This window comes from Agromyces sp. P2_B3, from assembly GCF_056404815.1.
In genome coordinates, this window is sequence record NZ_JBFUDH010000022.1 from 1 (window position 1) to 25,441 (window position 25,441).

23 protein-coding genes are annotated in these 25,441 nt (G+C 72.0%); 10 read left to right on the forward strand and 13 right to left on the reverse strand.

Annotated features, from left to right (window positions below; translation table 11 throughout):
- Positions 1 to 43: 43 nt before the first annotated feature.
- Genes AC1DZA_RS18630 through AC1DZA_RS18640 form a run of 3 tightly spaced genes read right to left on the reverse strand, consistent with a single transcriptional unit; the run spans position 44 to position 3,239 of the window.
- Positions 44 to 952 carry a carbohydrate ABC transporter permease gene (locus tag AC1DZA_RS18630; protein ID WP_235934291.1) on the reverse strand — a complete coding sequence of 303 codons (909 nt, stop codon included), beginning with the start codon at positions 950 to 952 and terminating at the stop codon, positions 44 to 46.
- 3 nt (positions 953 to 955) lie between these two features.
- Entirely contained in the window at positions 956 to 1,933 is a 978-nt protein-coding gene (locus AC1DZA_RS18635) for a carbohydrate ABC transporter permease (protein WP_476762965.1), read from the reverse strand.
- Positions 1,934 to 1,988: 55 nt separating this feature from the next.
- On the reverse strand, positions 1,989 to 3,239 hold the full coding sequence (locus tag AC1DZA_RS18640) for an extracellular solute-binding protein (RefSeq protein ID WP_309977522.1): 1,251 nt from the start codon (positions 3,237 to 3,239) through the stop codon (positions 1,989 to 1,991).
- A gap of 318 nt (positions 3,240 to 3,557) precedes the next feature.
- Between AC1DZA_RS18640 and AC1DZA_RS18645 the strand changes: the two genes are divergently transcribed.
- The 7 genes from AC1DZA_RS18645 (at position 3,558) to AC1DZA_RS18675 (ending at position 11,422) form a co-directional block, all read left to right on the forward strand.
- The gene (locus AC1DZA_RS18645) at positions 3,558 to 4,496 is read left to right on the forward strand and encodes an SIS domain-containing protein (protein ID WP_476773865.1); all 939 of its coding nucleotides are present in this window, start codon (positions 3,558 to 3,560) and stop codon (positions 4,494 to 4,496) included.
- 5 nt (positions 4,497 to 4,501) lie between these two features.
- Entirely contained in the window at positions 4,502 to 5,455 is a 954-nt protein-coding gene (locus AC1DZA_RS18650; protein ID WP_476773866.1) for an ROK family protein, read from the forward strand.
- On the forward strand, positions 5,452 to 6,414 hold the full coding sequence (locus tag AC1DZA_RS18655) for a 1-phosphofructokinase family hexose kinase (RefSeq protein ID WP_476773867.1): 963 nt from the start codon (positions 5,452 to 5,454) through the stop codon (positions 6,412 to 6,414). Before AC1DZA_RS18650 ends, AC1DZA_RS18655 begins: the two co-directional genes overlap by 4 nt.
- Positions 6,411 to 7,262: a class II fructose-bisphosphate aldolase gene (locus AC1DZA_RS18660; RefSeq protein WP_476763596.1), complete on the forward strand. Its 852-nt coding sequence runs from the start codon at positions 6,411 to 6,413 to the stop codon at positions 7,260 to 7,262. The genes AC1DZA_RS18655 and AC1DZA_RS18660 overlap by 4 nt, the downstream gene beginning before the upstream one ends.
- A complete protein-coding gene (locus AC1DZA_RS18665; protein ID WP_159607068.1) occupies positions 7,259 to 8,044 on the forward strand; it encodes a DeoR/GlpR family DNA-binding transcription regulator in 786 nt (261 codons plus the stop codon). Before AC1DZA_RS18660 ends, AC1DZA_RS18665 begins: the two co-directional genes overlap by 4 nt.
- Complete coding sequence (nagA, locus tag AC1DZA_RS18670) at positions 8,045 to 9,202, forward strand: N-acetylglucosamine-6-phosphate deacetylase (RefSeq protein ID WP_476773868.1); 1,158 nt, start codon at positions 8,045 to 8,047, stop codon at positions 9,200 to 9,202. It abuts the gene before it with no gap.
- Positions 9,203 to 9,562: 360 nt separating this feature from the next.
- Positions 9,563 to 11,422: a sigma-70 family RNA polymerase sigma factor gene (locus tag AC1DZA_RS18675; protein ID WP_476773869.1), complete on the forward strand. Its 1,860-nt coding sequence runs from the start codon at positions 9,563 to 9,565 to the stop codon at positions 11,420 to 11,422.
- Here the strand turns inward: AC1DZA_RS18675 and AC1DZA_RS18680 are convergent.
- Positions 11,409 to 12,623 carry an MFS transporter gene (locus AC1DZA_RS18680; protein WP_476773870.1) on the reverse strand — a complete coding sequence of 405 codons (1,215 nt, stop codon included), beginning with the start codon at positions 12,621 to 12,623 and terminating at the stop codon, positions 11,409 to 11,411. The two genes, AC1DZA_RS18675 and AC1DZA_RS18680, sit on opposite strands and share 14 nt — an antisense overlap.
- 137 nt (positions 12,624 to 12,760) lie before the next feature.
- On the opposite strand from AC1DZA_RS18680, the gene purU reads away from it, so the two are divergent.
- Both purU and AC1DZA_RS18690 read left to right on the forward strand, forming a co-directional pair.
- Complete coding sequence (gene purU / locus AC1DZA_RS18685; protein WP_476763134.1) at positions 12,761 to 13,633, forward strand: formyltetrahydrofolate deformylase; 873 nt, start codon at positions 12,761 to 12,763, stop codon at positions 13,631 to 13,633.
- 86 nt (positions 13,634 to 13,719) lie between these two features.
- On the forward strand, positions 13,720 to 14,097 hold the full coding sequence (locus AC1DZA_RS18690) for a YrdB family protein (protein ID WP_476773871.1): 378 nt from the start codon (positions 13,720 to 13,722) through the stop codon (positions 14,095 to 14,097).
- A 76-nt stretch (positions 14,098 to 14,173) separates the two neighbouring features.
- On the opposite strand, the gene AC1DZA_RS18695 is transcribed toward AC1DZA_RS18690, so the two are convergent.
- A complete protein-coding gene (locus AC1DZA_RS18695; RefSeq protein ID WP_476773872.1) occupies positions 14,174 to 15,259 on the reverse strand; it encodes a hypothetical protein in 1,086 nt (361 codons plus the stop codon).
- A gap of 95 nt (positions 15,260 to 15,354) precedes the next feature.
- On the opposite strand from AC1DZA_RS18695, the gene AC1DZA_RS18700 reads away from it, so the two are divergent.
- A complete protein-coding gene (locus tag AC1DZA_RS18700; protein WP_476773873.1) occupies positions 15,355 to 15,945 on the forward strand; it encodes a TetR/AcrR family transcriptional regulator in 591 nt (196 codons plus the stop codon).
- 90 nt (positions 15,946 to 16,035) lie between these two features.
- Here the strand turns inward: AC1DZA_RS18700 and nagB are convergent, their stop codons facing one another.
- The 8 genes from nagB to AC1DZA_RS18740 all read right to left on the reverse strand — a co-directional run bounded on the left by nagB (position 16,036) and on the right by AC1DZA_RS18740 (position 25,314).
- A complete protein-coding gene (gene nagB, locus AC1DZA_RS18705; RefSeq protein WP_476773874.1) occupies positions 16,036 to 16,821 on the reverse strand; it encodes a glucosamine-6-phosphate deaminase in 786 nt (261 codons plus the stop codon).
- Positions 16,806 to 17,732 carry an ROK family protein gene (locus AC1DZA_RS18710; protein ID WP_476773875.1) on the reverse strand — a complete coding sequence of 309 codons (927 nt, stop codon included), beginning with the start codon at positions 17,730 to 17,732 and terminating at the stop codon, positions 16,806 to 16,808. The genes nagB and AC1DZA_RS18710 overlap by 16 nt, the downstream gene beginning before the upstream one ends.
- Positions 17,729 to 19,279, reverse strand: a complete 1,551-nt coding sequence (locus AC1DZA_RS18715; RefSeq protein WP_476773876.1) for a glycoside hydrolase family 3 protein — start codon at positions 19,277 to 19,279, stop codon at positions 17,729 to 17,731. The genes AC1DZA_RS18710 and AC1DZA_RS18715 overlap by 4 nt, the downstream gene beginning before the upstream one ends.
- Positions 19,276 to 20,199 (reverse strand): carbohydrate ABC transporter permease, encoded by a 924-nt coding sequence (locus AC1DZA_RS18720; protein ID WP_476763739.1) that lies wholly within the window; start codon positions 20,197 to 20,199, stop codon positions 19,276 to 19,278. Before AC1DZA_RS18720 ends, AC1DZA_RS18715 begins: the two co-directional genes overlap by 4 nt.
- Positions 20,196 to 21,188 (reverse strand): carbohydrate ABC transporter permease, encoded by a 993-nt coding sequence (locus tag AC1DZA_RS18725; RefSeq protein WP_476773877.1) that lies wholly within the window; start codon positions 21,186 to 21,188, stop codon positions 20,196 to 20,198. Before AC1DZA_RS18725 ends, AC1DZA_RS18720 begins: the two co-directional genes overlap by 4 nt.
- A 162-nt stretch (positions 21,189 to 21,350) precedes the next feature.
- Positions 21,351 to 22,616, reverse strand: coding sequence for an extracellular solute-binding protein (locus AC1DZA_RS18730; RefSeq protein WP_309977485.1), 1,266 nt, complete (start codon positions 22,614 to 22,616; stop codon positions 21,351 to 21,353).
- 67 nt (positions 22,617 to 22,683) lie between these two features.
- Positions 22,684 to 23,856 (reverse strand): ROK family transcriptional regulator, encoded by a 1,173-nt coding sequence (locus AC1DZA_RS18735; protein ID WP_476773884.1) that lies wholly within the window; start codon positions 23,854 to 23,856, stop codon positions 22,684 to 22,686.
- A gap of 243 nt (positions 23,857 to 24,099) precedes the next feature.
- A complete protein-coding gene (locus AC1DZA_RS18740; RefSeq protein WP_309977483.1) occupies positions 24,100 to 25,314 on the reverse strand; it encodes an NADP-dependent isocitrate dehydrogenase in 1,215 nt (404 codons plus the stop codon).
- Positions 25,315 to 25,441 lie beyond the last annotated feature (127 nt).

Genomic DNA, 25,441 nt, shown 5'->3' on the forward strand with positions numbered 1-25,441 from the left:
GGGCGGCGGGCGGCGGGCGGCGCCGGCCCGCGGCATCCGCCCCCTACTTGACGCTGCCCGCCGTGAGGCCGCCGACGAGGCGCTTCTCGATGAGCATGAACAGGATGACCACGGGGATGATCGCCACGATCGAGACGCCGAACACGTAGTGCCACGAGGTCTCGTACTGCCCGACGAACTTCGTGAGGGCCACGGAGAGCGGCTGATTGCCGGCGGTGGAGAGGATCACGAGCGAGGCCGCGAACTCGTTCCAGCAGGCGACGAACGTGAACACGATCGCGGTGACGATGCCCGGCCAGACGAGCGGCAGCTGGATGCGGAACAGCACGGTGAGTCGTCCGGCGCCGTCGATCTGCGCGGCCTCGTCGATCTCCTTCGGAACCCCGGCGAAGAACGAGTGCATGATCCACACGGCGAACGACAGGTTGAACGCCGCGTTGATGAGGATCATCGCCGCCCACGTGTCGATCAGGCCGAGGGTGACGAACTGGCGGAACAATCCCGAGGTGAGCACCGCCGGCTGCAGCATCTGCGTGACGATCACGAGGAAGAGGAACACGAAGCGGCCCGGGAACCGGAACCGCGCCGTGTAGTACGCCGCGGGCATGGCCACGCCGAGCACGAGCACCGTGGCGAACACGGCGATCACGATCGTGGAGATGAGGTTCTGCGGCAGCGGCGTCTCGGGGGTGGACCACATGTTGATGTAGTTCTCCCAGTGCCACTCCGTGGGGAGGTACGTGGGCTCCACCGACCGGATCTGCGCCTTCGTCTTGACCGAGCCGAAGAACATCATCGTGTACGGGAGGATGAAGATCGCCAGCACGATGAGGCCGCCGAGCATGCGCAGCAGCACGCGCCCGATGGGCACCTGGTCTTCGGTGTAACGGCGACGGCGAGCGGATGCCGCGGGCGCGTCGATCGTCTCGAACGCGGGGGCGGTGACGGCCACGGGTCAGACCTCCTGCATGGGCTTGACGACCTTCACGTACACCGCGACGATCACGATCACGATGACGAAGGCGACGACCGACAGCGCGCTGGCGACGTCGACCTTGTGCTGGTTCTGGATGTACTTGAAGATCAGCGTCATGATCGTGTCGGCGTCGTAGCCGGGGATGGACCCGGTCATCACCTTCAGGATCGGCAGCGAGTTGAAGACGTTGATGATGTTGATGAGCACGGCCACGCTCAGGGCGCCGCGCAGCTGCGGCAGGATGACGCTCACGTAGGTGCGCACGGGCCCGGCGCCGTCCATCTTCGCCGCCTCGCGCACGTCGCCCGGGATGGTCGCGAGTCCGGCGAGGATCGTGTAGGTCGTGAACGGCAGCGAGACGAACACCGCGACGACGATCGACCAGGCGAACGCCGTGGCCGGGTTGCGGGTCCAGCCGTACCCCTCGGGGGTGTCGACGAGGCCGACGTCGACGAGGAACTTGTTGATGATGCCGAAGTACGGCTCGAGTCCGTAGTAGACGACGAGGGTCGTCATGACGACGGATGCCGCCCACGGGATGATCACCGCGAGGCGGACGATGCGGCGCCCGGGGAACGCCTTGTCGAGGATCTGCGCGAGCCCGAGCGAGATGAGCACGGTCGCGGCCACGACGACGACGACCCAGACGATGGTGCGCGCGAAGATCGGCCAGAAGTAGGGGAACGAGAAAACCTCGACGTAGTTGTCGATGCCGACCGAGCCGTGGTCGATGCCCGAGATCGAGATGTCGCGCGTCGAGTTGTAGAACATGACGACGGCCGGGAACAGCACGACGCCGAAGATGAGGATGAGGGCCGGCCCGATCCACGGGAGCGAGGCGAGCAGGTCGCGCCCGCTCCTCCTGCGCTTGCCGGTGCCCGGGTCGCTCCCGCCGGGGCGGGGGCGGCCGGTGGCCGCCCCCGCTCGGGACGATGACGTGTCGGTCGTGGTGCTCATGATTCGATGGTCACCGATCCCTCCGGTGGTGCGTTCGTAGCGGATGTCGCGGGGCTCAGCCCGCGTCGACCTGGGCCTGGATCTCGGTCAGGACCTCCTGGGAGGGCTTGGTCTGGATCTGGCCGAAGAGCGCCTTGAACGCGGCATCCGTCGCCGACCACTTGGGGTTCGTGCTCGGGTAGAACTGCGCATCGGGCAGGACCTCGAGGAACGGCGCGAGCGCCTCCTCGCCGCCGAGCGCCTCGGCGCCCGACTTCGTGACCGGCAGGAAGCCCTCGGTCTGCACCCACGGCACGTAGACGTCGGCCGTGTAGTAGTAGTCGAGGAACTTCGTGATCGCGTCCTGCTTGTCGCCGTCGTTCTGGAAGGCCATGAGCTGGTCCATCACGCCGAGCGTGAAGGGGCTGCCGTCCTCCGTGGGGATCGGGACGATCGAGTAGTCGAGGTCGGGGTTGTTCTCCTCGATCTGGCCGACGGTCGGCGGGAGGCCGACCTGCATGCCGATCTTGCCCTGGATGAAGATGTCCATGAGCGGCGAGCGGTCGGTCGAGCCGGGGTCGGCCTGCGTCGCGCCCGCGTCGATCATCTTCTTGATCTGGTCGGCACCCGGCAGGTTCGCCGGGTCGTCGACCGTGATCTCGGTGGCGTCGCCGAACGTGCCGCCGCCGCCCCAGAGCCACACGGCCGCCTCGGCCTGCGCCTCCTCGGAGCCGAGGGGCATGCCGTAGCCCGCGATGCCGCCGCCGAGGGCGGAGATCTTCGTGGCCGCGTCGAGCAGCTCGTCCCACGTGGTGGGCGGCGCGGCGACGCCGGCCTGCTCGAGCAGGGCGTTGTTGACGAACAGCGCACGAGCCGACGCGATGAGCGGCAGCGCGTAGGCGGTGCCGTCGACCTCGGCGTTCGCGATGAACGAGTCCTGGAAGTCGCTGAACGTGTCAGCCGAGACGACCTCTTCGGCGGGGTAGAGCAGGCCGTCGGCCGCGAAGCCGGCGAAGGGGCCGCCGTTGTAGATGTCGGGAGCCTCGCCACCCTGGATCTTGGTGGTGATGACCGACTCGAGGTTGTCCCACGACTGCACCTCGAGGTTGACCTTGATGTCGGGGTTCTCCTTCTCGAAGCCCGTGATCACGTCCTCCCAGAGGCCCTGGGTGTTGTCGGAGTAGCTCGGGACGAGCAGGTCGAGGGTGGTCGCGCCACCGGACTCGTCGTCGGAGCCGGAACCGCCGCCGAACCCGCAGGACGCGAGCGTGAGCGAAGCGGTGGCCGCGAGGGCGATCGCGGCGCCGAAGCGGAGCGACTTCTTCATACGTGGTTCCTCACTGTTCTTGGATCACGGGCGCCGCGGTCGCCGCGCCGGTGCGGGTGGCGGTCTCACCGCCGCGTGCATGGAACTGACCAGAATGAGCAAATATCAATCAGTTTCAGTCACGGTGTGCTCACGATGATGTCGGAGGAGTCGCCGCGCCGTCAAGAGTCGGTTGCCTGATCGTTACCGAGCGGATATCCGGCCGGAATACGGAGTGCGCTCTCCGAGAAGCGTTCATGCCGATGATCGCTGGACAGGATGAACGATCATTTGCAATCATGGTGTTTGCTCTCGCCGACCTGACACGGAGGACCACCCATGACCCACGGCACCGATGCCGCGACGCCCCAGGCGGCCGCCGCCGCGCAGGCCGCCCCCGGCGCGCACATGGCAGCCGAGCTCGCGTCCCAGCCCGAGACGTGGGCACGCGCCGCGTCCCTCCGCGACGAGCAGGCGGTGCTGCCCCGGCGCGGCGACCGCATCGCCGTCGTCGGGTGCGGCACGTCGTGGTTCATCGCGCAGTCGTACGCCTGGCTGCGCGAAGCCGGCGGGCACGGCGAGACCGACGCGTTCGCGGCATCCGAGGCCTTCGTCGATCGCGGCTACGACGCGGTCGTCGCGCTGACCCGCTCGGGCACCACGACCGAGGTGCTCGAACTCGTCGACCACCTGCGCGGCCGGGTGCCCACGATCGGCGTGATCGGCGACGCGACCTCACCCCTCGTCGGGCTCGTCGACGAGGCCGTCACCCTGCCGTTCGCCGACGAGCGCTCGGTCGTGCAGACCCGCTTCGCCACGACCGCGCTGGCACTCTTCCGCGCGTCGCTCGGCGAGGACCTCGACGCGGCCGTGGCCGATGCCGAGCGTGCCGTGACCACCGACCTCGACCCCGCGCTCGTCGAGGCGGAGCAGTACACCTTCCTCGGCCGCGGGTGGACGGTCGGTCTCGCCCACGAGGCCGCGCTGAAGATGCGGGAGGCCTCGCAGTCGTGGACCGAGTCGTACCCCGCCATGGAGTACCGACACGGGCCGATCTCGATCGCCGCACCCGACCGGGTCACGTGGCACTTCGGCGACGCCCCCACCGGGCTCGCGGCCGAGGTCGCCGCCACCGGCGCGCACTTCGAGGCGGGCACGCTCGACCCGATGGCCGAACTGGTGCGCGCCCAGCGCGTTGCGCTCGAACGCGCCCGCGCGCGGGGACTCGACCCCGACTCGCCGCGCAACCTCACGCGCTCCGTGATCCTCGAGGGCTGACGGGCATGACCGCGATCCCGGATGCCGCGGCGGCGGCGCCGCTCGGACCGGGCGACGTCGTGCTCGCCTTCGACGTCGGCGGCACCGACACCAAGTCGGCGCTCATCGACGCCGACGGGCGGGTGCTCGGCCTCCGCCGGACGCCCACGCCGCTCGACGGCGAGCGCACCGCCGAGGCCGTCGTCGGCCGGGTCGCCGAGCTCGCCGCCGAGCTGCAGGAGGCCCACCCCGAGGCGCGCCCGGTGGCGGCGGGCCTGCTCGTGCCCGGGATCGTCGACACCGAGCGCGGCGTCGGGGTGTTCGCGAGCAACCTCGGCTGGCGCGACGCCCCGATCCGCGATCTCGCGGTGGACGCGCTCGGCCTCCCGGTGACGTTCCACCACGACGTGACGGCCGCGAGCCTCGCCGAGCACCGCCTCGGGGCCGCCCGCGCGTTCGACGACGTCGTGGTGCTCGTGATCGGCACCGGGATCGCGGGCTCGCTGATCCTCGACGGCCGGCCCCACCTCGGCGGCGGCTTCGCCGGCGAGATCGGCCACTCGCCGGTTGCCGACGGCCCTCGGTGCGCCTGCGGGGCACGCGGGTGCCTCGAGGTCGTCGCGTCGGCGGGCGCGATCGTGCGCCGCTACGCCGAGCGCACCGGAGTCGACGTCGACGGCGCCCGCGAGGTGCTCGCCCGTGCCGAGGCCGGCGACGCCGACGCCCGCGAGATCTGGGACTCCGCCCTCGACGCCCTCGCGTTCGGGCTGGCGCAGCTCGCCGCGACCATCGCCCCCGAGGCCATCGTGATCGGCGGCGGACTCTCCCGCGCCGGCGACGCGCTGTTCGCACCGCTCGCCTCGCGCCTGAACGAGCGGCTCAGCTTCCACCGTCGTCCGCGGCTGGTGCCCGCGCAGCTCGGCGGCAACGCGGGCCTGCTGGGCGCCGCGCTCATCGCCCGGGACGGCGTCGTCCGATGATCGTCACGGTCACGCCGAATCCCGCCCTCGACCTCACCTGGCACGTCGGCCGCCTGACGACCGGTGCGACCCATCGCGTGCCGGCGGGCGCCTCCCGCGCCGGCGGCAAGGGGCTCAATGCCGCGCGCGTGCTCCACGGGACCGGGCACGACGTGGTCGCCCTGGCCACCAGCGGCGGCGGAACCGGTGCCGAGCTCCGCGGGGAGCTGGAGGCATCCGGCATCCCGCATCGGCTGCTGCCCGTCGGCGCCGCCACCCGGCGCAGCGTGGCGATCGTGGACGACGCGTCGGGCGAGGCGACGGTGCTCAACGAGCTCGGCGCGCCGCTCTCGGCCGACGAGGCCTCCGCGCTGGCCGACGCCGCCGCAGAGGCCGGCCGCACCGCCGACGTGGTCGCGATCTGCGGCAGCCTGCCGCCGGGGTTCGACGCCGACGCGCTGGGCGCCCTCGTCGGCTCACTCACGGCCGGCGGCGCCAGGGTCGTCGTCGACACGAGCGACTCCGGCATCCTCGCGGCGGCTCGTGCCGGCGCGCACGCCCTGAAGCCGAACGCCGAGGAGCTCGCCGCCGCCACCGGCCACGACGACCCGATCGAGGGCGCACGAGCGCTCATCGCCCTCGGCGCCCGCCTCGTGCTCGTCTCGCTCGGCGCCGACGGCCTCGTCGTCGTCGGCGAGGGCGGTCGCCCGGTGCGCGCCCGGCTGCCGCGGGTACTGCACGGCAACGCGACCGGGGCCGGCGACGCCGCCGTCGCCGCGATGGCCGTCGAGCTCGCGGCTGGCGACGACCTCTGGTCGGACACGGATGCCGCGGACGCCGCCCGCGCCCGGCTGGCCCGCCGCGCGACCGCCTGGTCGGCGAGCGCGGTGCTCATGCCGCTGGCCGGCGAGCTCTCCCCCGACCATCCGGCCCTCGCGGACGAGGTGGTCGTCACCACGATCGACGAGGACCGCCGATGACGCTGACCCCCACCCGCACCATCCTCGACGAGGCCAGGGCGGCCGGCCGCGGCGTCGGCGCCTTCAACGTCGTGCACCTCGAGACCGCGGAGGCGCTCGCGGGCGCCGCTGAGGACGCCGGACTCCCCGTCATCCTGCAGCTCTCCGAGAACTGCGTGCGCTACCACGGCGCCTTCACCCCGATCGCGCTCGCGACGCTCGCGGTCGCCGAGGCGTCGTCGGCGCGTGTCGCGGTCCACCTCGACCACGCCGAGGACCCCGAGCTGGCGCTGCTCGCCATCGAGAGAGGGTTCGGGTCGGTCATGTACGACGGCGCGAAGCTCGACTTCGCCGAGAACGTGGCGACCACCCGCCGGGTGGTCGAGCGAGCGGATGCAGCGGGCGTGCTCGTCGAGGCCGAGCTCGGCGAGATCGGCGGCAAGGACGGCGCCCATGCCCCGGGCGTCCGCACCGACCCTCTCGAGGCCGCGCAGTTCGTGGCCGAGACCGGGGTGGACGCCCTCGCGGTCGCCGTCGGCTCCTCGCACGCGATGACCGAGCGGGTGGCGGCGATCGACCTCGACCTCGTCGCGCGGCTGGCGGCGGCGGTGCCGGTGCCGCTCGTGCTGCATGGGTCGTCGGGGGTGCCCGACGAGACGATCGTGCGCGGCATCCGGTCGGGGCTGACGAAGATCAACGTGTCGACGCACCTGAACGCGGGGTTCACCGGCGCCGTGCGGGAGTACCTCGCCGCCCACCCCGCCGCCGTAGACTCGCGCTCGTACGTCGCTGCCGGCCGTGCGGCCGTGCGTTCAGAGGCGGCACGACTGCTGACCCTGTTCGCCTCGACCTCCAAGGAGACCGGATGAACCGCGCCGAACGCCTCAGCGCCGTGCTCGACCTGCTGGCCGAGGCCGGCCAGGTCGAGGTCGACCAGATCGTCGACCGCCTCGACGTCTCCCCCGCGACCGCGCGCCGCGACCTCGACGCGCTGGCGCAGCAGCAACTGCTGACCCGCACGCGCGGCGGTGCCGTCGCCCACTCCGTGGCCTACGACCTGCCCATCCGCTACAAGAACCAGCAGAACCCCGCCGCGAAGGCGGCCATCGCCCAGGCGGCGAGCGCCCTCGTGCCGCGCGGCGCGGTGATCGGGCTGTGCGGCGGCACGACGGCCACGGCCATCGCCGACGCGCTCATGTCGCGCGCCGACATCATGGAGCCGTCGCACGAGCCGAGCCTCACCGTGGTGACGAACGCGATCAACATCGCGATGCAGCTCGCGATGCGGCCCCAGATCAAGACGGTCGTCACCGGTGGCGTGGTGCACGCCCGCTCGTACGAGCTCGTCGGTTCGTACGCCGACGCGGTGCTCGGCAGCATCACCCTCGACGTCGCGTTCATCGGCGTGAACGGCGTCGACCCGGCCATCGGCCCGACCTCGCACGACGAGCGCGAGGCGGCCGTGAACGCGCTGATGGCGTCGCGGGCCACGCACGCGGTGCTCGTCGCCGACGCGTCGAAGATCGACAAGCGCGCGTTCGCTGCGATCGGGCACCGCCGCCTGTTCTCGACGATCATCACCGATTCCGCCGCGACCGCCGACCAGCGACAGCGCCTCACCGACGGCGGGTACGACGTTATCGTTGCCTAGGTGAGCACCCCCACCACCGTCATCCACTCCGCCCGCCTCGTCAGCGGCCACGACACGGTCACCGACGCCTGGGTCCGCTTCGAGGGCGACCGTGTGGCCGCGCGCGGCATCGGCGCCGACTGGCGCGACACGATCGACGCGGATGCCTCGGTGACGGATGCCGCGGGCCGCACGCTCGTGCCGGGCTTCATCGACCTCCATTGCCACGGCGCCGGCGGCGCGTCATTCGAGGAGGGCGCCGACGCGATCGCGCGGGCGCTCGCCGTGCACACGGCGCACGGCACCACGCGATCGGTGCTCTCACTCGTCACGGCACCCGTCGACGTGCTCGCAGGGCACCTGCGCACGATCGCCGCCGTCGCGGCATCCGACCCGCGCGTGCTCGGCGCGCACCTCGAGGGCCCGTTCCTCGACCACGAGTTCCGCGGCGCGCACGACCCCGCGCTGCTGCGCACCGCCGACCCCGCCGCGGTCGAGCTGCTGCTCGAGGCATCCGCGGGCTCGCTGCGGCAGGTGACGATCGCCCCCGAGCACACCGGTGCGGCCGAGGCGATCGCCCGTTTCGTCGACGCGGGCGTCGCCGTGGCGATCGGCCACACGGGTGCGGACTTCGCGACGTCGCTCGCCGCGTTCGAGGCGGGCGCGACGATCCTCACGCACGCGTTCAACGGCATGCGCGGCATCCACCATCGCGCACCCGGGCCCGTCGTCGCGGCGATGCACGCCGACCACGTGACGCTCGAGATCATCAACGACGGGGTGCACGTGCATCCCGACGTGGTGCGACTCGCGTTCTCGGGGGCACCCGGACGGGTCGCGCTCGTCACCGACGCGATGGCGGCCGCCGGGTCCGACGACGGCGTCTACCAGCTCGGATCGCTCGAGGTCATCGTCGAGGGCGGCATCGCCCGGCTCTCGCAGGGCGGCTCGATCGCCGGGTCGACGCTCACGCAGGATGTCGCGCTGCGGCGCGCGGTGATCGACAGCGGCATCGCATTCGACGAGGCCGTCGGCGCACTCACCGTGACCCCCGCGGCCGCCATCGGCCGTGCGCACGACCTCGGCCGACTGGACATCGGCTATGCCGCGGACGCGGTGCTGCTCACCGACGAGCTCGCCGTCGATGCGGTGTGGGGCGCGGGCGCGCGACTCGCCTGAACCGGTGCGGGGCGGCATCCTGGGGCACCGTCGTGGCGTGCCATCGTGAGCGCCGAAACCGGTGCGGGGTCCGGAGGCGTGCTCCCCTTCGCCTCCGGACCCCCGCCCGGTCAGCGCCGCAGGACCCCCCGATCGCGGCGCCTCCGCCGGCATCGCCGGCTCCGCCCCGGCTCGGGTGCTCGAGGCGGCGGTACGGTCGGCCCCCTGGAGGGCCTTCACCGAAGAGACGGCCTGCCCATGGATCTATGACGCGGGTTCGCGAAAAATCTGCTGGAATGAACGGATCCCGCCACGCGCGTCATGATCGGCCCGATCCCGCGTCTCTTCCATGACACCCCTGCACCTGAACCTGGAGGCGATGTGCCACCCCTGCGCACCGACCTGGCCGACAGCGCGCTCATCGAGCGCACCCGTGGCGGCGACCGGAGCGCGTACGGCGAGCTCTGGCAGCGGCACTCGGCCTCGGCGCGCACCGTGGCGCGCTCCTACAGCTCCCTCGATCCCGACGACCTCGTCGCCGAGTCGTTCACGCGCATCTACGACGCCATCCTCGCCGGCGGCGGACCGACGGGCGCCTTCCGTCCCTACCTGTTCACGACCATCCGCAACACGGCGTCGAGCTGGGGTCGCGCGCGCCACGAGACGAACCTCGAGACCCTCGAGTCGTTCGAGGACCCCGCGACGAGCGAGTCCGCGAGCCTCGACGCGCTCGACCGCTCGACCACCGCGCAGGCGTTCCGCTCGCTGCCCACGCGCTGGCAGGAGGTGCTCTGGTACACCGAGGTCGAGGGCATGTCGCCCCAGCAGGTGGCGCCCCTGGTCGGCATGAGCGCGAACGCCACGGCCGCCCTCGCGTACCGGGCCCGCGAGGGCCTGCGCCAGGCGTGGATCCAGGCGCACCTGCGGAACGCCGCGAACGAGCCCGAGTGCCGCTGGACCATCGACCGGCTCGGCAGCTACACGCGGGGGCGGCTGAGGGGCCGCGAGACCGCCCGCGTCGAGGCGCACCTCGACGACTGCGCGCGCTGCACCATCGTCGCCGCCGAGGCCCGCGAGGTGGGCTCACGGCTCGCGCTCGTGCTGCTGCCGCTCGCCGCGGGCATCGGCGGCGCGACGGCGTACTCGGCGTGGCTGTCGCAGGGCGCGCCCGCGGTCGACGTGGCGCTCGGCGCCGCGGGCCTTCCCGCGGTCCTCGGCGGACACGCTGCCGGCGCGGGCGCGTCGGGTGCAGGCGCGTCGGGCGTCGGTGCGTCGGGCGCAGGCGCGTCCGGCGCTGGCGCGTCGGGAGCGGGCGCGGGATCCGCCACGACTGCGGCCGGCGCAGCCACCACCGCCGGGGTGAGCGGCGTCGCGATCGGCGCCGGGGTGGGTGCGATCGCCCTCGCGGCCGTCGCCGTCGCCGCCATGATCGTGGTGCCGACGCTGGCGAGCGCCGACCAGGCGCCCGCGGCCGCGATCTTCGAGACGGGCACCGAGGCCGGCGACCCCCAAACGCCGCTTCCCTTCCTCGGCAGCCCGGCGCTTCCCCAGCCCGTGCCGCCGCACGAACCGGATGCCCCGCCTGCGCCCGCAGACCCGCCGGCCGGCGATCCCGTGCTGGTCGACGCGCCGGGCCCGGCTCCCGTGCCCGCCGCCGATCCGGCCCCCGGCGGTACGACCGCAACGCCGCCCGGGCCAACCACCACGCCGACCCCAGAGCCCGAGCCCGTGGACGACGTCGCCCTGCCGCCGGCCTTCACCGCCGACACGGCAGGCGGCCTGGTCGACCCGCTGCTCTCGGGCAGCGCGGAGGCCGCGGCATCCGTCACCGTGACCGCCGACGACGGCCGCACCTGGAGCACCGTCGCCGACGGCTCGGGAGCATGGAGCCTCGTCGCCGACGCGCTGCACGCCGGATCCACGACGCTCACGGCCTCGCAGACGGATGCCGCCGGCAACGCGTCACTGGCGAGCGCGCCCGTCACCGTCACGCTGTCGACCCCGACCATCGCGCTGCGCCGCACCGGATCGCATGTGGCGCACGGCACGGTCACGGGCGCTGCAGGGGCAGATGTCGAACTCCTCCTCGACGGCGCCGTCGTGAGCACGGTGCCGCTCGACGGCTCGGGATCGGCGCGCATCCTCGCGTTCGGGCGCCTGGATGCGGCGAGTGTCGTCGAGGTGCGCTACGCGGCGAACGGCCGAACCGGCCCCGCCTCGCCCGGGGTCATCGAACGCTGACGGCGGGTTCCACGACGCGAGCGCGCCGACGCACCGCGTCGGCGATGAGCACGGCTCCGACGGCGACGAGCACCACGGCGTACACGAACGGCAGGCTCTGCACGCCGATCCGCTCGAACAGCACAGCGCCGATGAGCGCCCCGCCGCCGATGCCGACGTTGAACGCGGTCGTGTAGAGCGCGCTGGCCGCATCCCGCTGGCGGGCCGGCGCGGACTGCAGCAGGCGCGTCTGCAGCAGCGGCGGGATCGCGCCGAAGGCGAGCCCCCACACGGCGAAGGCCACGAGCGACGCCACGACGCCGGCGCCGAGCCCGAGGACGCCGAGCGCCGCCGCCGCCACGGCCATCGCCACGACGATCGCGACGGTGGGCCGGTTCGCGAGCGGCGATCCGGCCACGACGAGCCCGACGGCGCCCATGACGCCGTAGACGAACAGCAGCGGGCCGACCGCGCCGGGCTCGAGGCCCACGACGTCGGTGATGAGCGGCGCCACGTAGGTGAAGACCGCGTACTGGCCGAGCATGGTCGCCGCGGTGACGCCGCAGACGAGCAGCACGGACCCGAGCGCCGCATCGCCTCGCCGGATGCGGGACGCAGTGCCACCCGCCTCGGGGGCGACCCGCGGGAGGAACCGCCAGACAGCGAGCGCACCGAACAGCGTGAGCCCCCCGACGATCGCGAAGACCGGGCGCCAGCCGATCGACTGGCCGAGCACCGTCGTCGCCGGAACGCCCGCGACGAGCGCGAGCGTGCCGCCGCCGAGCGTCACCGAGACGGCGCGGCCGATCTGGTCGGCGGGCACGAGCCTCGAGGCGTACGACGCGACGATCGCCCAGAACACGCCGTGGGCGAGGCCGCCGACGACGCGCACGGCGATGAGCATCCAGTACTCGGGCACGAACGCGGACGCGAGCGTGGTGAGCCCGAGCACCGCGAGCACCGCGACGAGCAGGCCGTGCCGCGGCATCCGGCTGGTGAGGGCCGTGAGCGGGGTCGACGTGACGACGACGGTGAAGGCGAAGACCGACACGAGCAGCCCGATGAACGGCTCGGCGACGCCGAGGCCCTCGCTCATCTCGGGGAGCAGGCCGGTGGGCAGCATCTCGATCGTGATGGACAGGAAGACGCCCGCGGCCAGCATGAGCAGGCCGGGCCAGGGCAGTCGGGGTGCGCGCACGCGCGCGGATTCGGTGACGGACATGAGGATGTCTCTCCGACGGCGTTCCCCGCAGCGGGTGCATTCACCACGCGGGTCGACTACGCGCTCGTGTGCGCGCCCAGGGCCGTGCGTTGACCGCCGACCACGAACCAGTCTACCCGACGCACTACTCTGGGCGGATGACCACGGATGCCGCACCCTCCCACCTGTTCCACTGGGTCGTGACGCTGGCGTGCACCGACGGTCCCGGCATCGTGCATGCGGTGAGCGGGGCGATCGTCGCGGCGCGCGGCAACATCACCGAGAGCCAGCAGTTCGCGAGCCTCGACACCGGGCGCTTCTTCATGCGCGTGCAGGTGGAGTCGCCCGCCGGGCGCGCCGAGCTCGAGGCCGCGCTGGCCCCCGTGGCCGAGCGCTGGGACATGACGTGGCACCTCGACGAGGTCGGCCGCAAGCTCCGCACGCTCGTGCTCGCGTCCACCGCCGGCCACTGCGTGAACGACCTGCTGTTCCGCCAGCACGCCGGCCAGCTGTCCGTCGACATCCCGCTCGTGCTCTCGAACCACGGCACGCTGCGCGACCTCGTCGACTTCTACGGGGTGCCGTTCGAGTCGCTCGCGGTGACGGATGCCGCGTCGAAGGCCGCGTTCGAGGCACGGGTGCTCGCCGCGGTCGAGGAGCACGACATCGAGCTCGTGGTGCTCGCGCGCTACATGCAGATCCTCACGCCCGAGCTCTGCGACGCGCTCGCCGGACGCTGCATCAACATCCACCACTCGTTCCTGCCGGGCTTCAAGGGCGCGAACCCCTACCGCCAGGCGCATGCCCGCGGCGTGAAGCTCATCGGCGCGACCGCGCACTTCGTGACGAGCGACCTCGACGAGGGGCCGATCATCGAGCAGAACGTCGTGCGCGTCGACCACTCCCGCTCGGTCGCCGAGCTCGTCGCCATCGGACAGGACGAGGAGAGCCGCACGCTCAGCCAGGCCGTGAAGTGGTTCTCCGAGCGGCGGGTGCTGCTCGACGGCGCCCGGACGATCATCTTCCGGTGACCGCCACCGCCAGACGGCAGGTCGGACGAGCGCGGGGCGGTTCGGGTGACGGCGGACGCCGCCCACGCGAACTAGGCTGGAATGCCGTGAGCACCGCCCAGCCGAACCCGTCGAACGACCCCCAGCCGAAGATCGGCCCCAACGACGTCCTGCGCTTCTTCCTCGAGCTCTTCGCGTTCGTGACGCTCGGCATCTGGGGGTTCGTGTCGTTCCCGCTGCCGTGGCCGGGCGTGCTCGTCGGCCTCGGCGCCCCGGCGCTCGCCATCCTGCTCTGGGCGCTGTTCAACTCGCCGAAGGCGGTCTTCAAGGTCGATCCGTTCGGCCAGGCGCTCGTCGAGATCGCGGTGTTCTCGGCCGCGGCGATCGCGTGGTGGATGATGGGCCAGCCCGTCGTGGCCGTCGTGTTCGCGGTCGTGGCGGCCGTGAGCGGCATCCTGCACGGGCGCAAGCAGCTGGCCGACTGAACGGGCTTCGGCTCCCTGCCGGCATGCCCAGCGGCCCGACGCGTGGCGCCGGGCCGCTGACCGCTTCGGTCGGTCGTCAGGCCGCGACCGGCGCCTCGATCGGGTCGTCGGCGTGCGCCGCCTCGGCGTCGGGCTCGGCCCCGCCGGCCGTGCGGAAGTGCCCGACGATCGAGAGCAGGATGCCGCCGGCCGTCCAGGCCAGGAGCACGAGCCAGGGGAACGTGGTGTCGGCCGCCGGGAAGTACGACAGGTCGCGCAGCAGCGTCGCGGCGGCGCCCGGCGGGAACCACTGGCCGACGTCGCCCCACGGCGCCGGGAAGAACTCCTTGGGGATGGCCGCGCCCGAGATCGGGTTGGCGAACAGCAGCATGACGACCGGGCCGACCGCGATGCCGGCGCGGCCGAGGAGTGCGACGAAGCCCGTGATGGGTGCGGCGATCGCGGCGAGCGACAGGGCGATTGCGGCGGCGTTCAGCCAGTAGTCGCCCTGCAGCGAGCCGAACCAGCCCTGCAGGATGGCCGTGAGGAGCAGCCCGCCGACGACGGAGTACACCGACACGGCGAGCACGCGGCGCAGCGCGCCGATGATGGCGAGCGAGATGGCGATGCCGCCGATCATGCCGCCGAGCAGTAGCGGGAACATCGCGGCGGTGAGTCCCGTGCCGCGCGGGTCGCTCTCGGCGAGGGGCACGACGTCGGTGACGGGCACGTCGAGGTGCGGCGGAGCGCTCGGCGCGCCCGCCGCCTGCGCAGCGGCGGCGGCCTGTGCGTTGACGCCCTCCTCGAGCGAGGTGGCGACGCCCCCGAGCATCTGCGCGACGGCGAGGCTCGATGCCGAGGAGGTGAGCACCTCGGGCTCCTGGCCGAGCACGATCGCGCCGTACGCGTCGCGCGTCTCGATCGCGTCGACGGCGGCCGCCCGGTCGTCGACCTCGAGGAAGTCGATCGCTCCGGGCGCCCGCTGGTCGACAGCCGCCTCGGCTGCCGCCACGGCCTCGGCGGGCCCGGCGATGGCGACCGGCAGGTGCTTGGGCTCGGCCGTGACCGACGGCCACGAGAAGGCGAGCACGATGACGGCGACGACGCCGACGAGGGCGAGGGCCAAGCCCACGACCCTGCCGATCGGAGTGCGTGCCGTGGTGGCGTCCGGATGGGTGGCCATGGTGTCCTCCAAGAAAGCGAATGTTCGTTCTTTATTAGTGTGCGCGCGTCGTCTAGCCTTGTCAAGGAACGATCGTTCGTTTTTCTGGAGGTCCGATGCCCAAGGTCACCGAGGCGCACCGCGCCGCCCGCCGCGACGAGATCGTCGCGGCCGCGCTGCGGTGCTTCGCCGCGAAGGGGTACCAGCGCACCTCGATGGCCGACGTGATCGAGGAGTCGGGGCTCTCGGCCGGGGCGATCTACGGGTACTTCACGGGCAAGCAGGAGCTCTTCGCCGCGGTCGCCGGGCGCATCCTCGAGGCCCGCCAGGGGGAGCTCGAGCAGCAGCGCGCGCTCGGCGAGCCGCTCGCGCCCGGCCAGGTCATGGCCACGCTCATCGACGGGATGCGACGCGAGCCGTTCGGCCACGTGATCGTGCAGCTGTGGGCCGAGGCCGCGATCGATCCCGAGATCGGCGAGCTCGTGCAGTCCGTGCTGCAGCGGGTGCGCGAGACGGTGCGACAGCGGCTCGTCGAGTGGGCGTCGGCCGAGCCGGGCCGCGTCGACGGCGACCCCGGTGAATGGGCGACGCGAGTCACCCCGGTCATGGTCGGGATCGCACCCGGGTTCATGATCCAGCGGGCGATCGTGCCGGGCTTCGACGAGGAGGCGTTCCTCGCGGCCCTGCCCGAGGTGCTCCCCCACTGACGGCCGCAGACCGACGGATGCCGCGGGGCGGCGGCATCCGAGGCACGACGCGGGCTCGCGGCATCCGCTCGCCGTGTCAGTCGGCGTGGATCAGATGCCCTGCCAGCCGGGCTTGTGCGCCCAGGCGTGCCGGTAGTAGTCGAGGTTCTGCAGCTCGGACGCGGCCGCCTCGTCGACGATGACCGTCGCGTGCGGGTGCAGCTGGATCGCCGAGCCCGGCTGGCTCGCCGACACCGGGCCCTCGACCGCGGCCGCGACCGCGTGCGCCTTGGCCTCGCCGAACGCGAGGAGCACCAGGTGCCGGGCACGCAGGATCGTGCCGATGCCCTGCGTGATGCAGTGCATCGGCACGTCATCGGGCGAGTCGAAGAACCGCGCGTTGTCGGCACGGGTCGGCTCGGTGAGGGTCTTCACCCGGGTCAGCGACGCGAGCGAGGACCCCGGCTCGTTGAACCCGATGTGCCCGGTGCGGCCGATCCCGAGGATCTGCAGGTCCACCCCGCCCGACGCGGTGATCGCCGCCTCGTAGTCGGCGCCGGCGTGCTCGATCGTCGCCGGGTCGCCGTTGGGCACCCGCACCAGCTCGGGCGTCAGCCCCAACGGCTCCACGACCTCGCGGGTGATCACGGCGCGGTAGCTCTCGGGATGCCCCGGGGGCAGCCCGACGTACTCGTCGAGCGCGAACCCGCGCACACCGCGCACGTCGATCGACTCCTCGGCGATCCGCCGCGCCAGCGCACGATAGCTCGCGAGCGGGGTGGACCCCGTCGCCAGGCCCAGCACGGCGTCGGGCTTCGAGCGGATCAGGTCGACGATGGCGCCGGCGACGAGGTCGCCCGCGGCGTCCTCGTCGCGGACGATCACGACTTCAGCCATTGATGTTCTCCTACGAGGGCGGCGCCGACCGCGGCCGCCGGGAATCCGAGCGGGATGACCTGCACGCGCGACGGGAGGTCGAGGGATGCGAGGAACGCGGAGTCCGCGGCCCACCCGCTCAGGATACGGCGCGTTCCGGCGAGGAGCGGGTCGCCGAGCGCGGCGAGCCCTCCCCCGATGACCACGTCGTCCACGTCGGTCGTCAGCACGAGCAGGCGCACCGCCGACGCGACGCCGGTGAGGAACCGCTCCATCACGTCGATCGCGCGGTCGTCGCCGGCCTCGGCCGCGTCGAAGAGGTCGCGCGCCGGCAGCGGCCCGCCGGTGGGCCACATGCGTGCGATCGCCGAACCCGACGCGAGCGTCTCGAGGCAGCCGCGCTGGCCGCAGCTGCACACCACGCCCGCAGGGTCCACGGGGATGTGCCCGATCTCACCGGCCACGCCGTGCCCGCCGCGCAGCAGGCGGCCATCGAGCACGACGCCAGCCGCCAGGCCGGTGCCGAGGTTCAGGTAGGCCATCGAGTGCGCGCGGATGCCGTCGGCCACGCCGAGGAGGTGATGGGCGCCGACGGCGGCGGCCTTCACGTCGTTCTCGACGCGCACCTCCACGCCGAGCCGGTCGGACAGGCGCGGGCCGAGGTCGAGCCCCTCGAGGCCGAGGTTGACGGCGTGGGCGACGCGTCCGGTCGCGCTGTCGACGGCGCCGGGGATCCCGATGCCGATCGAGGCGAACGACGCCGCCTCGACGCCGGCGAGCTCGGTCATGCGCTCGACGGTGCGCAGCGCCGTGGCGACGACCGCCTCGGCGCCGAACCCGGTGGGCATGCGGAACTGGTCGCTCAGCTCGCCGTCGGCGCCGATCGCGACGGCGGCCGTCTTGGTGCCGCCGATGTCGATGCCGAGCCTCATGTCGCCTCCGCCGGGACGGCGTCGACGGGCTCGGCGGCGAGGCGCTCGGCCACGAACGCGACGAGGGCCTCCCCCACGAGCCGCGACGCGCCGAACGTGGCGATGTCGGCCACCGCACGGTCGTCCGACGGCCAGCCCAGGTCGACGGTCACCACGTCGTCGCGCACGGCGCGCAGGGCGGTGATGGCGTCCACGGCGAACGGATGCCGGTGCAGGTCCTTGCCCAGCACGAGCACGGGCCCCGGCAGGGACCGGGGATCGCTGAGCGACGTTCCGGCAGTGACAGCGACGACGTGCGTCGCGTCGAGCCACGTGGGCTTCCCGGGCACGAGTTCGACCGCGAAGGGCCCCCACGGCGCCACCCCGACGGCGATGTTCGCCACGGTGTCGACACGCACGACGGTGCCCATCCGGTCGGCGGCGGCCAGGCGCCCGGACGCGGCATCCGACACCTCGAACGCGCCGGCGATGCGGGCGAGTTCGTCGCCCGAGTGCACGGGTTCGAGCGCGATCGCGTCGACTGCGGCGGGCAGCGCGGGAGCCGTCGAGGCCAGCTCGCGCACCCGGGCGGCCGCCTCGCGGACCCGATCGACCGGAAGTCGGCCCGAGTCGACGGCGACCTCGATCGCCGCGACGATCTCGTCGAGCTGGTCGTCGGTGTTGTCGCTGCCGATGCACAGCAGGTCGCAGCCGGCGACGAGGGCGCGCACGGCCGCCTCTGGGATACCGTGCACGCCGCTCGCCCCCTGCATGTCGAGGGCGTCGGTGACGATGACGCCCTCGAACCCCAGCTCCCCGCGGAGCAGGCCGTGCACGATGCGCGAGGAGAGGGTGGCGGGCTGCTCCGCGTCGAGGCGGGGCAGGAGCAGGTGGGAGGTCATGATGGTGCGGGTCCCGGCCGCGATGGCCGCGGCGAACGGCACGAGCTCGCGCTCGCGGAGCACCTCGAGCGGGACGTCGACGACCGGGAGCACCAGGTGCGAGTCGCCGTCGGTGTCGCCGTGGCCCGGGAAGTGCTTCGCGCTCGCGGCCACGCCCGTCGACTGGACGCCGCGCACCCAGGCCGCCGCGTGCCGTGCCGCGAGGGACGCGTCGGTGCCGAAGCTCCGGACGCCGATCACCGGGTTGTCGGCGTTCGAGTTCACGTCGACGTCGGGCGCGAAGGTGACGGTGCACCCGGTCGCGGCGAGCGCCTCGCCGACCGCACGGGCGACGCGTTCGGTCAGCGCCGGGTCGTCGATCCGGCCGAGCAGGGCATTGCCGGGGTACGGTGCGCCGCGGTCGTAGAACAGCCGCGTGACGTCGCCGCCCTCCTCGTCGATCGCGATGACGGCGAGCGGGTTCGCCGCGCGCAGTTCCGTGTTCAGCGCCAGGAGCTGCTCGGCCGAGGCGATGTTCTGGCCGAAGAGGCAGACGCCGCCGAGTCCGTCCTCGAGCCGGCGGATGACCCAGGCGGGCGCCTCCGTGCCATCGAACCCCGGGAGCAGGGTCGTGAGGATGTCCCGGCGCAGGTCGGTTCCCGCGCCGGTGAGGTGCTGCGCGGTCATCCCTTGACGGCCCCGCTCACGAGTCCGCTCGTCATCCGGCCCTGCACCAGCAGGAAGAAGACGATGACGGGGATGGCCATGAGGGTGGAGCCGGCCATGATGGCCGCCCAGTTCGTCGTGCCGTTCGCCACGAGGTAGGTGCGCAGCCACACGGGCAGCGTCATCATCTCGGGCCGGGCGTTCAGCACGAGCGCCATGATGAACTCGTTCCACGCCTGGATGAACCCGAACACGCCCGTCGCGATGAGGCCGGGGGCGAGCAGCGGGAAGGTCACCCGCCAGAAGGCACCGGCCCTGGAGCATCCGTCGATCATCGCGGCCTCCTCGAGCTCGGCGGGCACGCCGTTGACGAAGCCGCGGAGGGTCCAGATCGTGAACGGAAGCACCGTGGCGATGTAGACGACGGTCAGGCCGATGATCGTGTTCAGCAGGTGCCAGCCGTCGATCACGCGGAAGACCGAGACGATCATCGCCTCGCCCGGGATCATCTGGATGACGAGGATCGCGATGATGAACGTGCGGCGGCTCTTGAACCGGAACCGCGTCACGGCGATCGCGGCGAGGAACGCGAACACGAGCGAGATGATCACCGTGAGGATCGTGATCACGATCGAGTTGCCCGCGGCCGGGAGGAACGGCGTGCGGCCCGGATCGAAGAGCACCGTCGCATAGTTGCGGAGGGTGAACTCCTCGGGCCAGAAGTTGACGTCGGCGCCGCGGATCTCGTTGTTCGGCTGGAACGACGTGTTCACCATCCAGTAGACGGGGAAGACGAAGAACAGGAAGAGCAGCACCGAGACCGCGCTCAGCACCCACGTGGTGACGCGGCGGCGACCGCCGCCGGTGCGGCGCACGTCACGGCTGCTCGCCGGCGTGGCGGCCGGCCGGCCGACCTGCTGGGGGGCGACGGTGGCGCTCACAGCTCCTCCTCCTTGGTGACCTGGCGGACGTAGTAGATCGAGATGGACATGAGCAGGATCGCCGTGATGACGGCGATCGCGCCGCCCTGGCCGAAGTCGCCGCCCGCGATCGAGGTCTGGTAGATGTACACGCCCAGGGTGTTGGTGAGGGCGCGGATGCCGCCGATGTCCTGCAGCGCGAAGATCTGCGTGAAGACGCGGAGGTCCCAGATGATCTGGAGGATCGTGACGATGAGGAAGATCGGCTTCAGGTAGGGGAAGATGATCAGCCGGAACCGCTTGAACCCGCCGGCGCCGTCGAGCTGCGCGGCCTCGAGCACCTCGTCGGGCACCTGCGTGAGGCCCGCGTAGAGCGTGAAGGCGACGAACGGGATCGCGCCCCAGACGATGATGATGCCCGCGACGAGGAAGAAGCTGAGCGGGTCGATGAGCCAGGAGTGCTGGAAGTACTCCTCCATGCCGAACCAGTTGACGAGGATGTAGTTCACGACGCCGTAGGCGGTGTCGAACATCCAGCCCCAGACGACGGTCGCGGTGAGGGCGGGCATCGCCCACGCGAGCAGCATGCCGACCGAGAGGAGGAGCCGGAAGCCCTTGGGCAGGCGCATCATCATGAGCGCGATGAGCGTGCCGAGGACCATGGTGAAGATCACGCAGCCGGCCGAGAAGAGGATGGTGCGCACGAGCACGGCGTAGAACACCGGGTCGGTGAGCACGTTCGCGTAGTTCTCGAGCCAGACCCACTCGGGCGGGGCGCCGAAGACCTGCGCGCGGCCGAACTCCTGGAACGACGTGACGATGAGCTGGATGAGCGGCCAGCCCGTGATGAGGGCCAGCACGATGATCGCCGGGGTGAGCAGCGAGTAGGGGGTGAAGCCGCCCCGGATGCGCCGGGCGCGGCGTGCGGCCGGCTTCGGCTGCGGGGCCGTCATGCGTTCGCCCTCGAACGCGCTCGGCGCCGGGTCGAGGCCGTTGTCGACCGTGGTCATGGTGGTGCTCCTGGGAAGTCGAGGTGTTCGGGGGCTGGCGGCGGTGCCGCTCCCCGATCCGGACGGGCGACGTGTGTGGTCGTCGCCCGCCCGGGCCTTGGGGTGCGGTGCGGCGGCGGACAGGGGGGTATGCCGCCGCACCGCGCAGTCGGACGGATCCGACTAGCTGTTGAGGATCGCCTCGATCTCCTCGTCGGCGGCCTCGGCGAGCGCCTTGACGTCGCCGCCCTGCGCGATGTTGACGAACAGGTCGGTCAGGATGCCGGATGCCTCGACGTCGGCCCAGTTCGGCGACGCCGGGGTGAGCTTCGCATTGCCCGCGGCCGCCGTGATCGCCTTCGCGACCTCGTCGGTGCCGAGGGTGTCGGCGAGGGAGAGCTTGGCCGGAACGAGGCCGTTCTCGCCGTAGATCGTCTGGAACTCGTCGGAGAGGATGATCTCCAGCGCGCTCAGCGCGAGCTCGGGGTGAGCCGACTTCGCCGAGATGCCGATGTTCGATCCGCCGGCGAAGACCTGCGCCGCGCCGCCGTCCATGCCCGGGAGGGCGTAGACGCCGAGGTTGGCCTCCTGGTCGGGGCAGCCGGGCGCCTCGGCGTCGGCCGGGGCGAGGATCGACCACTTGACCCAGCTCGGGGCCGAGAGCTGCAGCGACGTGCCGTCGCAGAAGCCGACCTCGGGGCTGGTCTCGTTGCCGTCCTTGGGCGCCAGCGAGGCGGTCGTCATGACCTCCTGCACCTGCTCGAGGCCGGCGATGGACTCGGGGCTGGACAGCTGCGCGTCCCACTCCTCACCGTCGGGAACGGCGATCTCGCCGCCGTTCTCCCAGATGTAGGGCAGCGCGTTGTACCAGTCCTGGCCGGGCCACCAGATGCCCGACTTGCCGGGGTTGGCGGCGGCGAGCGCCTGCGCGTTCGAGATGTACTCGTCGAGCGTCGTCGGCACCGTCAGTCCGGCCGCCGCGAGGGCGTCCTTCTTGTAGTAGACGAGGCGCGAGCCCGAGTAGAGCGGGGCGGCGTAGAACTTGCCGTCGTACGTGCCCGCCTCGACGAAGCCGGGAAGCAGGTCGTCGCCGCCGAGCGTCTCGTAGTCGTCGGTCAGGTCGAGGAACGCACCCGCCGAGGTGAACGCCGCGGCCTGCGTGTTGCCGACCTCGACGACGTCGGGGCTGTCCGAGCCGGAGAGGCTCGTGGTCAGGCGGTCGACGAGGCCGTCCCAGGCCTGCTCCTCGATGACGAGGGTCGAACCGGGGTTCTCCTTCTCGAAGGTGTCCACCAGGTACTCGCGCGCTTCGTCGGGCGTGTCGGTGCCGACGAGCCACACGCGGATCTCGGCGCCGTCCTCAGAGGCACCGGTGCCTCCGGAGGTGGCACAACCGGCGAGGGTGAGCGCAGCAGCGGCGCCGAGCGCCACGATGCCGAGTTTCCTCATTGTCGTTTCCTTTCATGGGGTGAGGGAAACAGCGGGGGTTCGCTGCACCCTTGGTGCGTGGAGTCCCTCACGAGACTCCGAGTTGTCCGGAGAGGACCATGACGGCCGCGCCGCGGAGGACGATGTCCTCCGCCTGCTCGGTCATCCGGAGCCTCAGATCACGGTTGTGTTCCGCCATCGTCCGCATCCGGAGCGTGTCGACGGTCGCGTCGTGGAGCGCGCCGTCAAGCAGTTCGGCGGGGCCGCTGAGCACGACCTCCGACAGGTTGAGCGCCCCGACCACTGGCGCGAGGATGATGCCGAGCCGGCGTCCGGCCTCGGCGAGGATCCGATCGCGAGCGGATGCCGCGTCGGGGGCGTCGCCGTCGAGCTCGGCGAGCTGGGCGGTGAGGCGCGGCACGGCGAGCCAGGCCTCGAGGCATCCGTGCTTGCCGCACGCGCAGCGGGGACCGCCGTCGGTGCCGACGACGACGTGGCCGATCTCGCCGGCCGCGAAGCCGCCGCCGATGACGGGGCGGCCGCCGATGATGAGGCCGGCGCCGACGCCGTGGCCGACCTTGACGAGGAGCAGGTCGTCCTGCTGGGATGCGCCGTGCTCGGCGAGCACGGCGACGTTGGCGTCGTTGGCGACGTGCACGGGCAGGGCGAACTCGGCCTGGAGGCGGGCTTGGAGCTCGACGTCGCGCCAGCCGAGGTTCGGAGCGGAGCGCACCACGCCGAGCGTGTCGACGACGCCCGGCGAGCCGACGCCGATGCCGAGCACGGGGGTCGCGGTGCTCGCGAGGAGCGTGCGCACGAGCTCGACGACGAGGGCCACGGCGTGCTCGCCGCTCGCGCCGGCGCAGGCGACCTCGGCGCGGGCGACGATGCCGCCGTCGAGGTCGACGACGGCGCCGAGGAAGCGCTGGTGCTCGGAGAGGTCGATGCCGATGATCTGGAACGCGCCGCGGTCGACGTCGATGAGGGTGGCCGGCTTGCCGGGACGGGCGTCTTCGCGCTGCCCGAGCTCGACGACGAGTCCCTCGGCGATGAGGTCGGCGACGAGGTCGGACACCGTCACGCGGGTGAGCCCGGTGCCGCGCGAGACATCCGCCCGGCTCTGCGCCCCCGCCGTGTAGAGGGTCTGCAGCACGAGCGACCGGTTGTGGCTGCGCGCGTGCTCGGGAAGGACCTTGCCGGTGGGCCGGAGGGCGCGGGCTCGGGTGAAGATCGGGGCGTCGGCGAACGGCACGGTGAGCACGTCGCCACCCGCGGTGGGGGCGCCGGTCTCACTGACCTGGCCTCGCTGCACATCCGTCGTCACGTTTGTTAGTAAAGCTTACGAACAAACTCCGACGCAAGCATCGACGGCCCCTTGGCCGCCCGCGTTACCGAGTTGTGACCTGCCCCGGGTCGTCACGCAGGTACCACGTCGGCGGAGGCCGCACGCACGACGAAGGGGTCGGATGCCGCGGCATCCGACCCCTTCGCGAACCGTGCGTGACTACGCCAGGCGCGCCTTGAGGTTGTCCGACAGGGTCTGCAGGAACTCCTCGGTCGTCTGGTACGCCTGCTCGGGACCGACGAGGGCCGCGAGGTCCTTCGTCATGGCGCCCGACTCGACGGTCTTGATGACGACGTCCTCGAGGGTCAGCGAGAAGTCGATGAGCTCCTGGTTGCCGTCGAGCTTGCCGCGGTGCGCGAGGCCGCGCGTCCAGGCGTAGATCGAGGCGATCGGGTTCGTCGAGGTGGGCTTGCCCTGCTGGTGCTGGCGGTAGTGACGCGTGACCGTGCCGTGCGCCGCCTCGGCCTCGACGACCTTGCCGTCGGGCGTGGCGAGCACGCTCGTCATGAGCCCGAGCGAGCCGAAGCCCTGCGCGACGGTGTCGGACTGCACGTCGCCGTCGTAGTTCTTGCAGGCCCAGACGTAGCCGCCCTCCCACTTGAGCGAGGCGGCGACCATGTCGTCGATGAGGCGGTGCTCGTAGGTGAGGCCGGCCGCGTCGAACTGCTCCTTGAACTCCGCGTCGAAGACCTCCTGGAAGAGGTCCTTGAAGCGGCCGTCGTAGGCCTTCAGGATCGTGTTCTTCGTCGAGAGGTAGACGGGGTAGTTGCGCGAGAGGCCGTAGTTCAGCGAGGCGCGGGCGAAGTCGCGGATGGACTCGTCGAGGTTGTACATGCCCATGGCGACGCCCGAGCCGGGCGACTGGAACACCTCGAACTGCTGCGGCTCGGAGCCGTCCTTCGGGGTGAACGTCATGGTGAGGGTGCCCTCGCCCTCGAACCGGAAGTCGGTGGCGCGGTACTGGTCGCCGAACGCGTGGCGGCCGACGATGATCGGCTTGTTCCAGCCGGGCACCAGGCGCGGGATGTTCGAGATGATGATCGGCTCGCGGAAGATGACACCGCCGAGGATGTTGCGGATGGTGCCGTTGGGCGAGCGCCACATCTTCTTCAGGCCGAACTCCTCGACGCGGGCCTCGTCGGGGGTGATCGTGGCGCACTTCACGCCGACGCCGTGCTTCTGGATGGCGTGGGCGGCGTCGACCGTGATCTGGTCGTCGGTCTCGTCGCGCTTCTGGATCGAGAGGTCGTAGTACTCGAGGTCGATGTCGAGGTACGGGTGGATGAGCTGGTCCTTGATGGCCTGCCAGATGATGCGGGTCATCTCGTCGCCGTCGAGCTCGACGACCGTGCCTTCAACCTTGATCTTGGACAACGTGGATCTCTCCTTGGATCTCTCGGGGAATTGAGGAAGTCTCGCGGGGCGGACACGCCGCCTGCCAGCTTACCGCGTCACGCGAATATCTCGACATCGAGACAAATGACGGGCGTCCTGCCCCGTG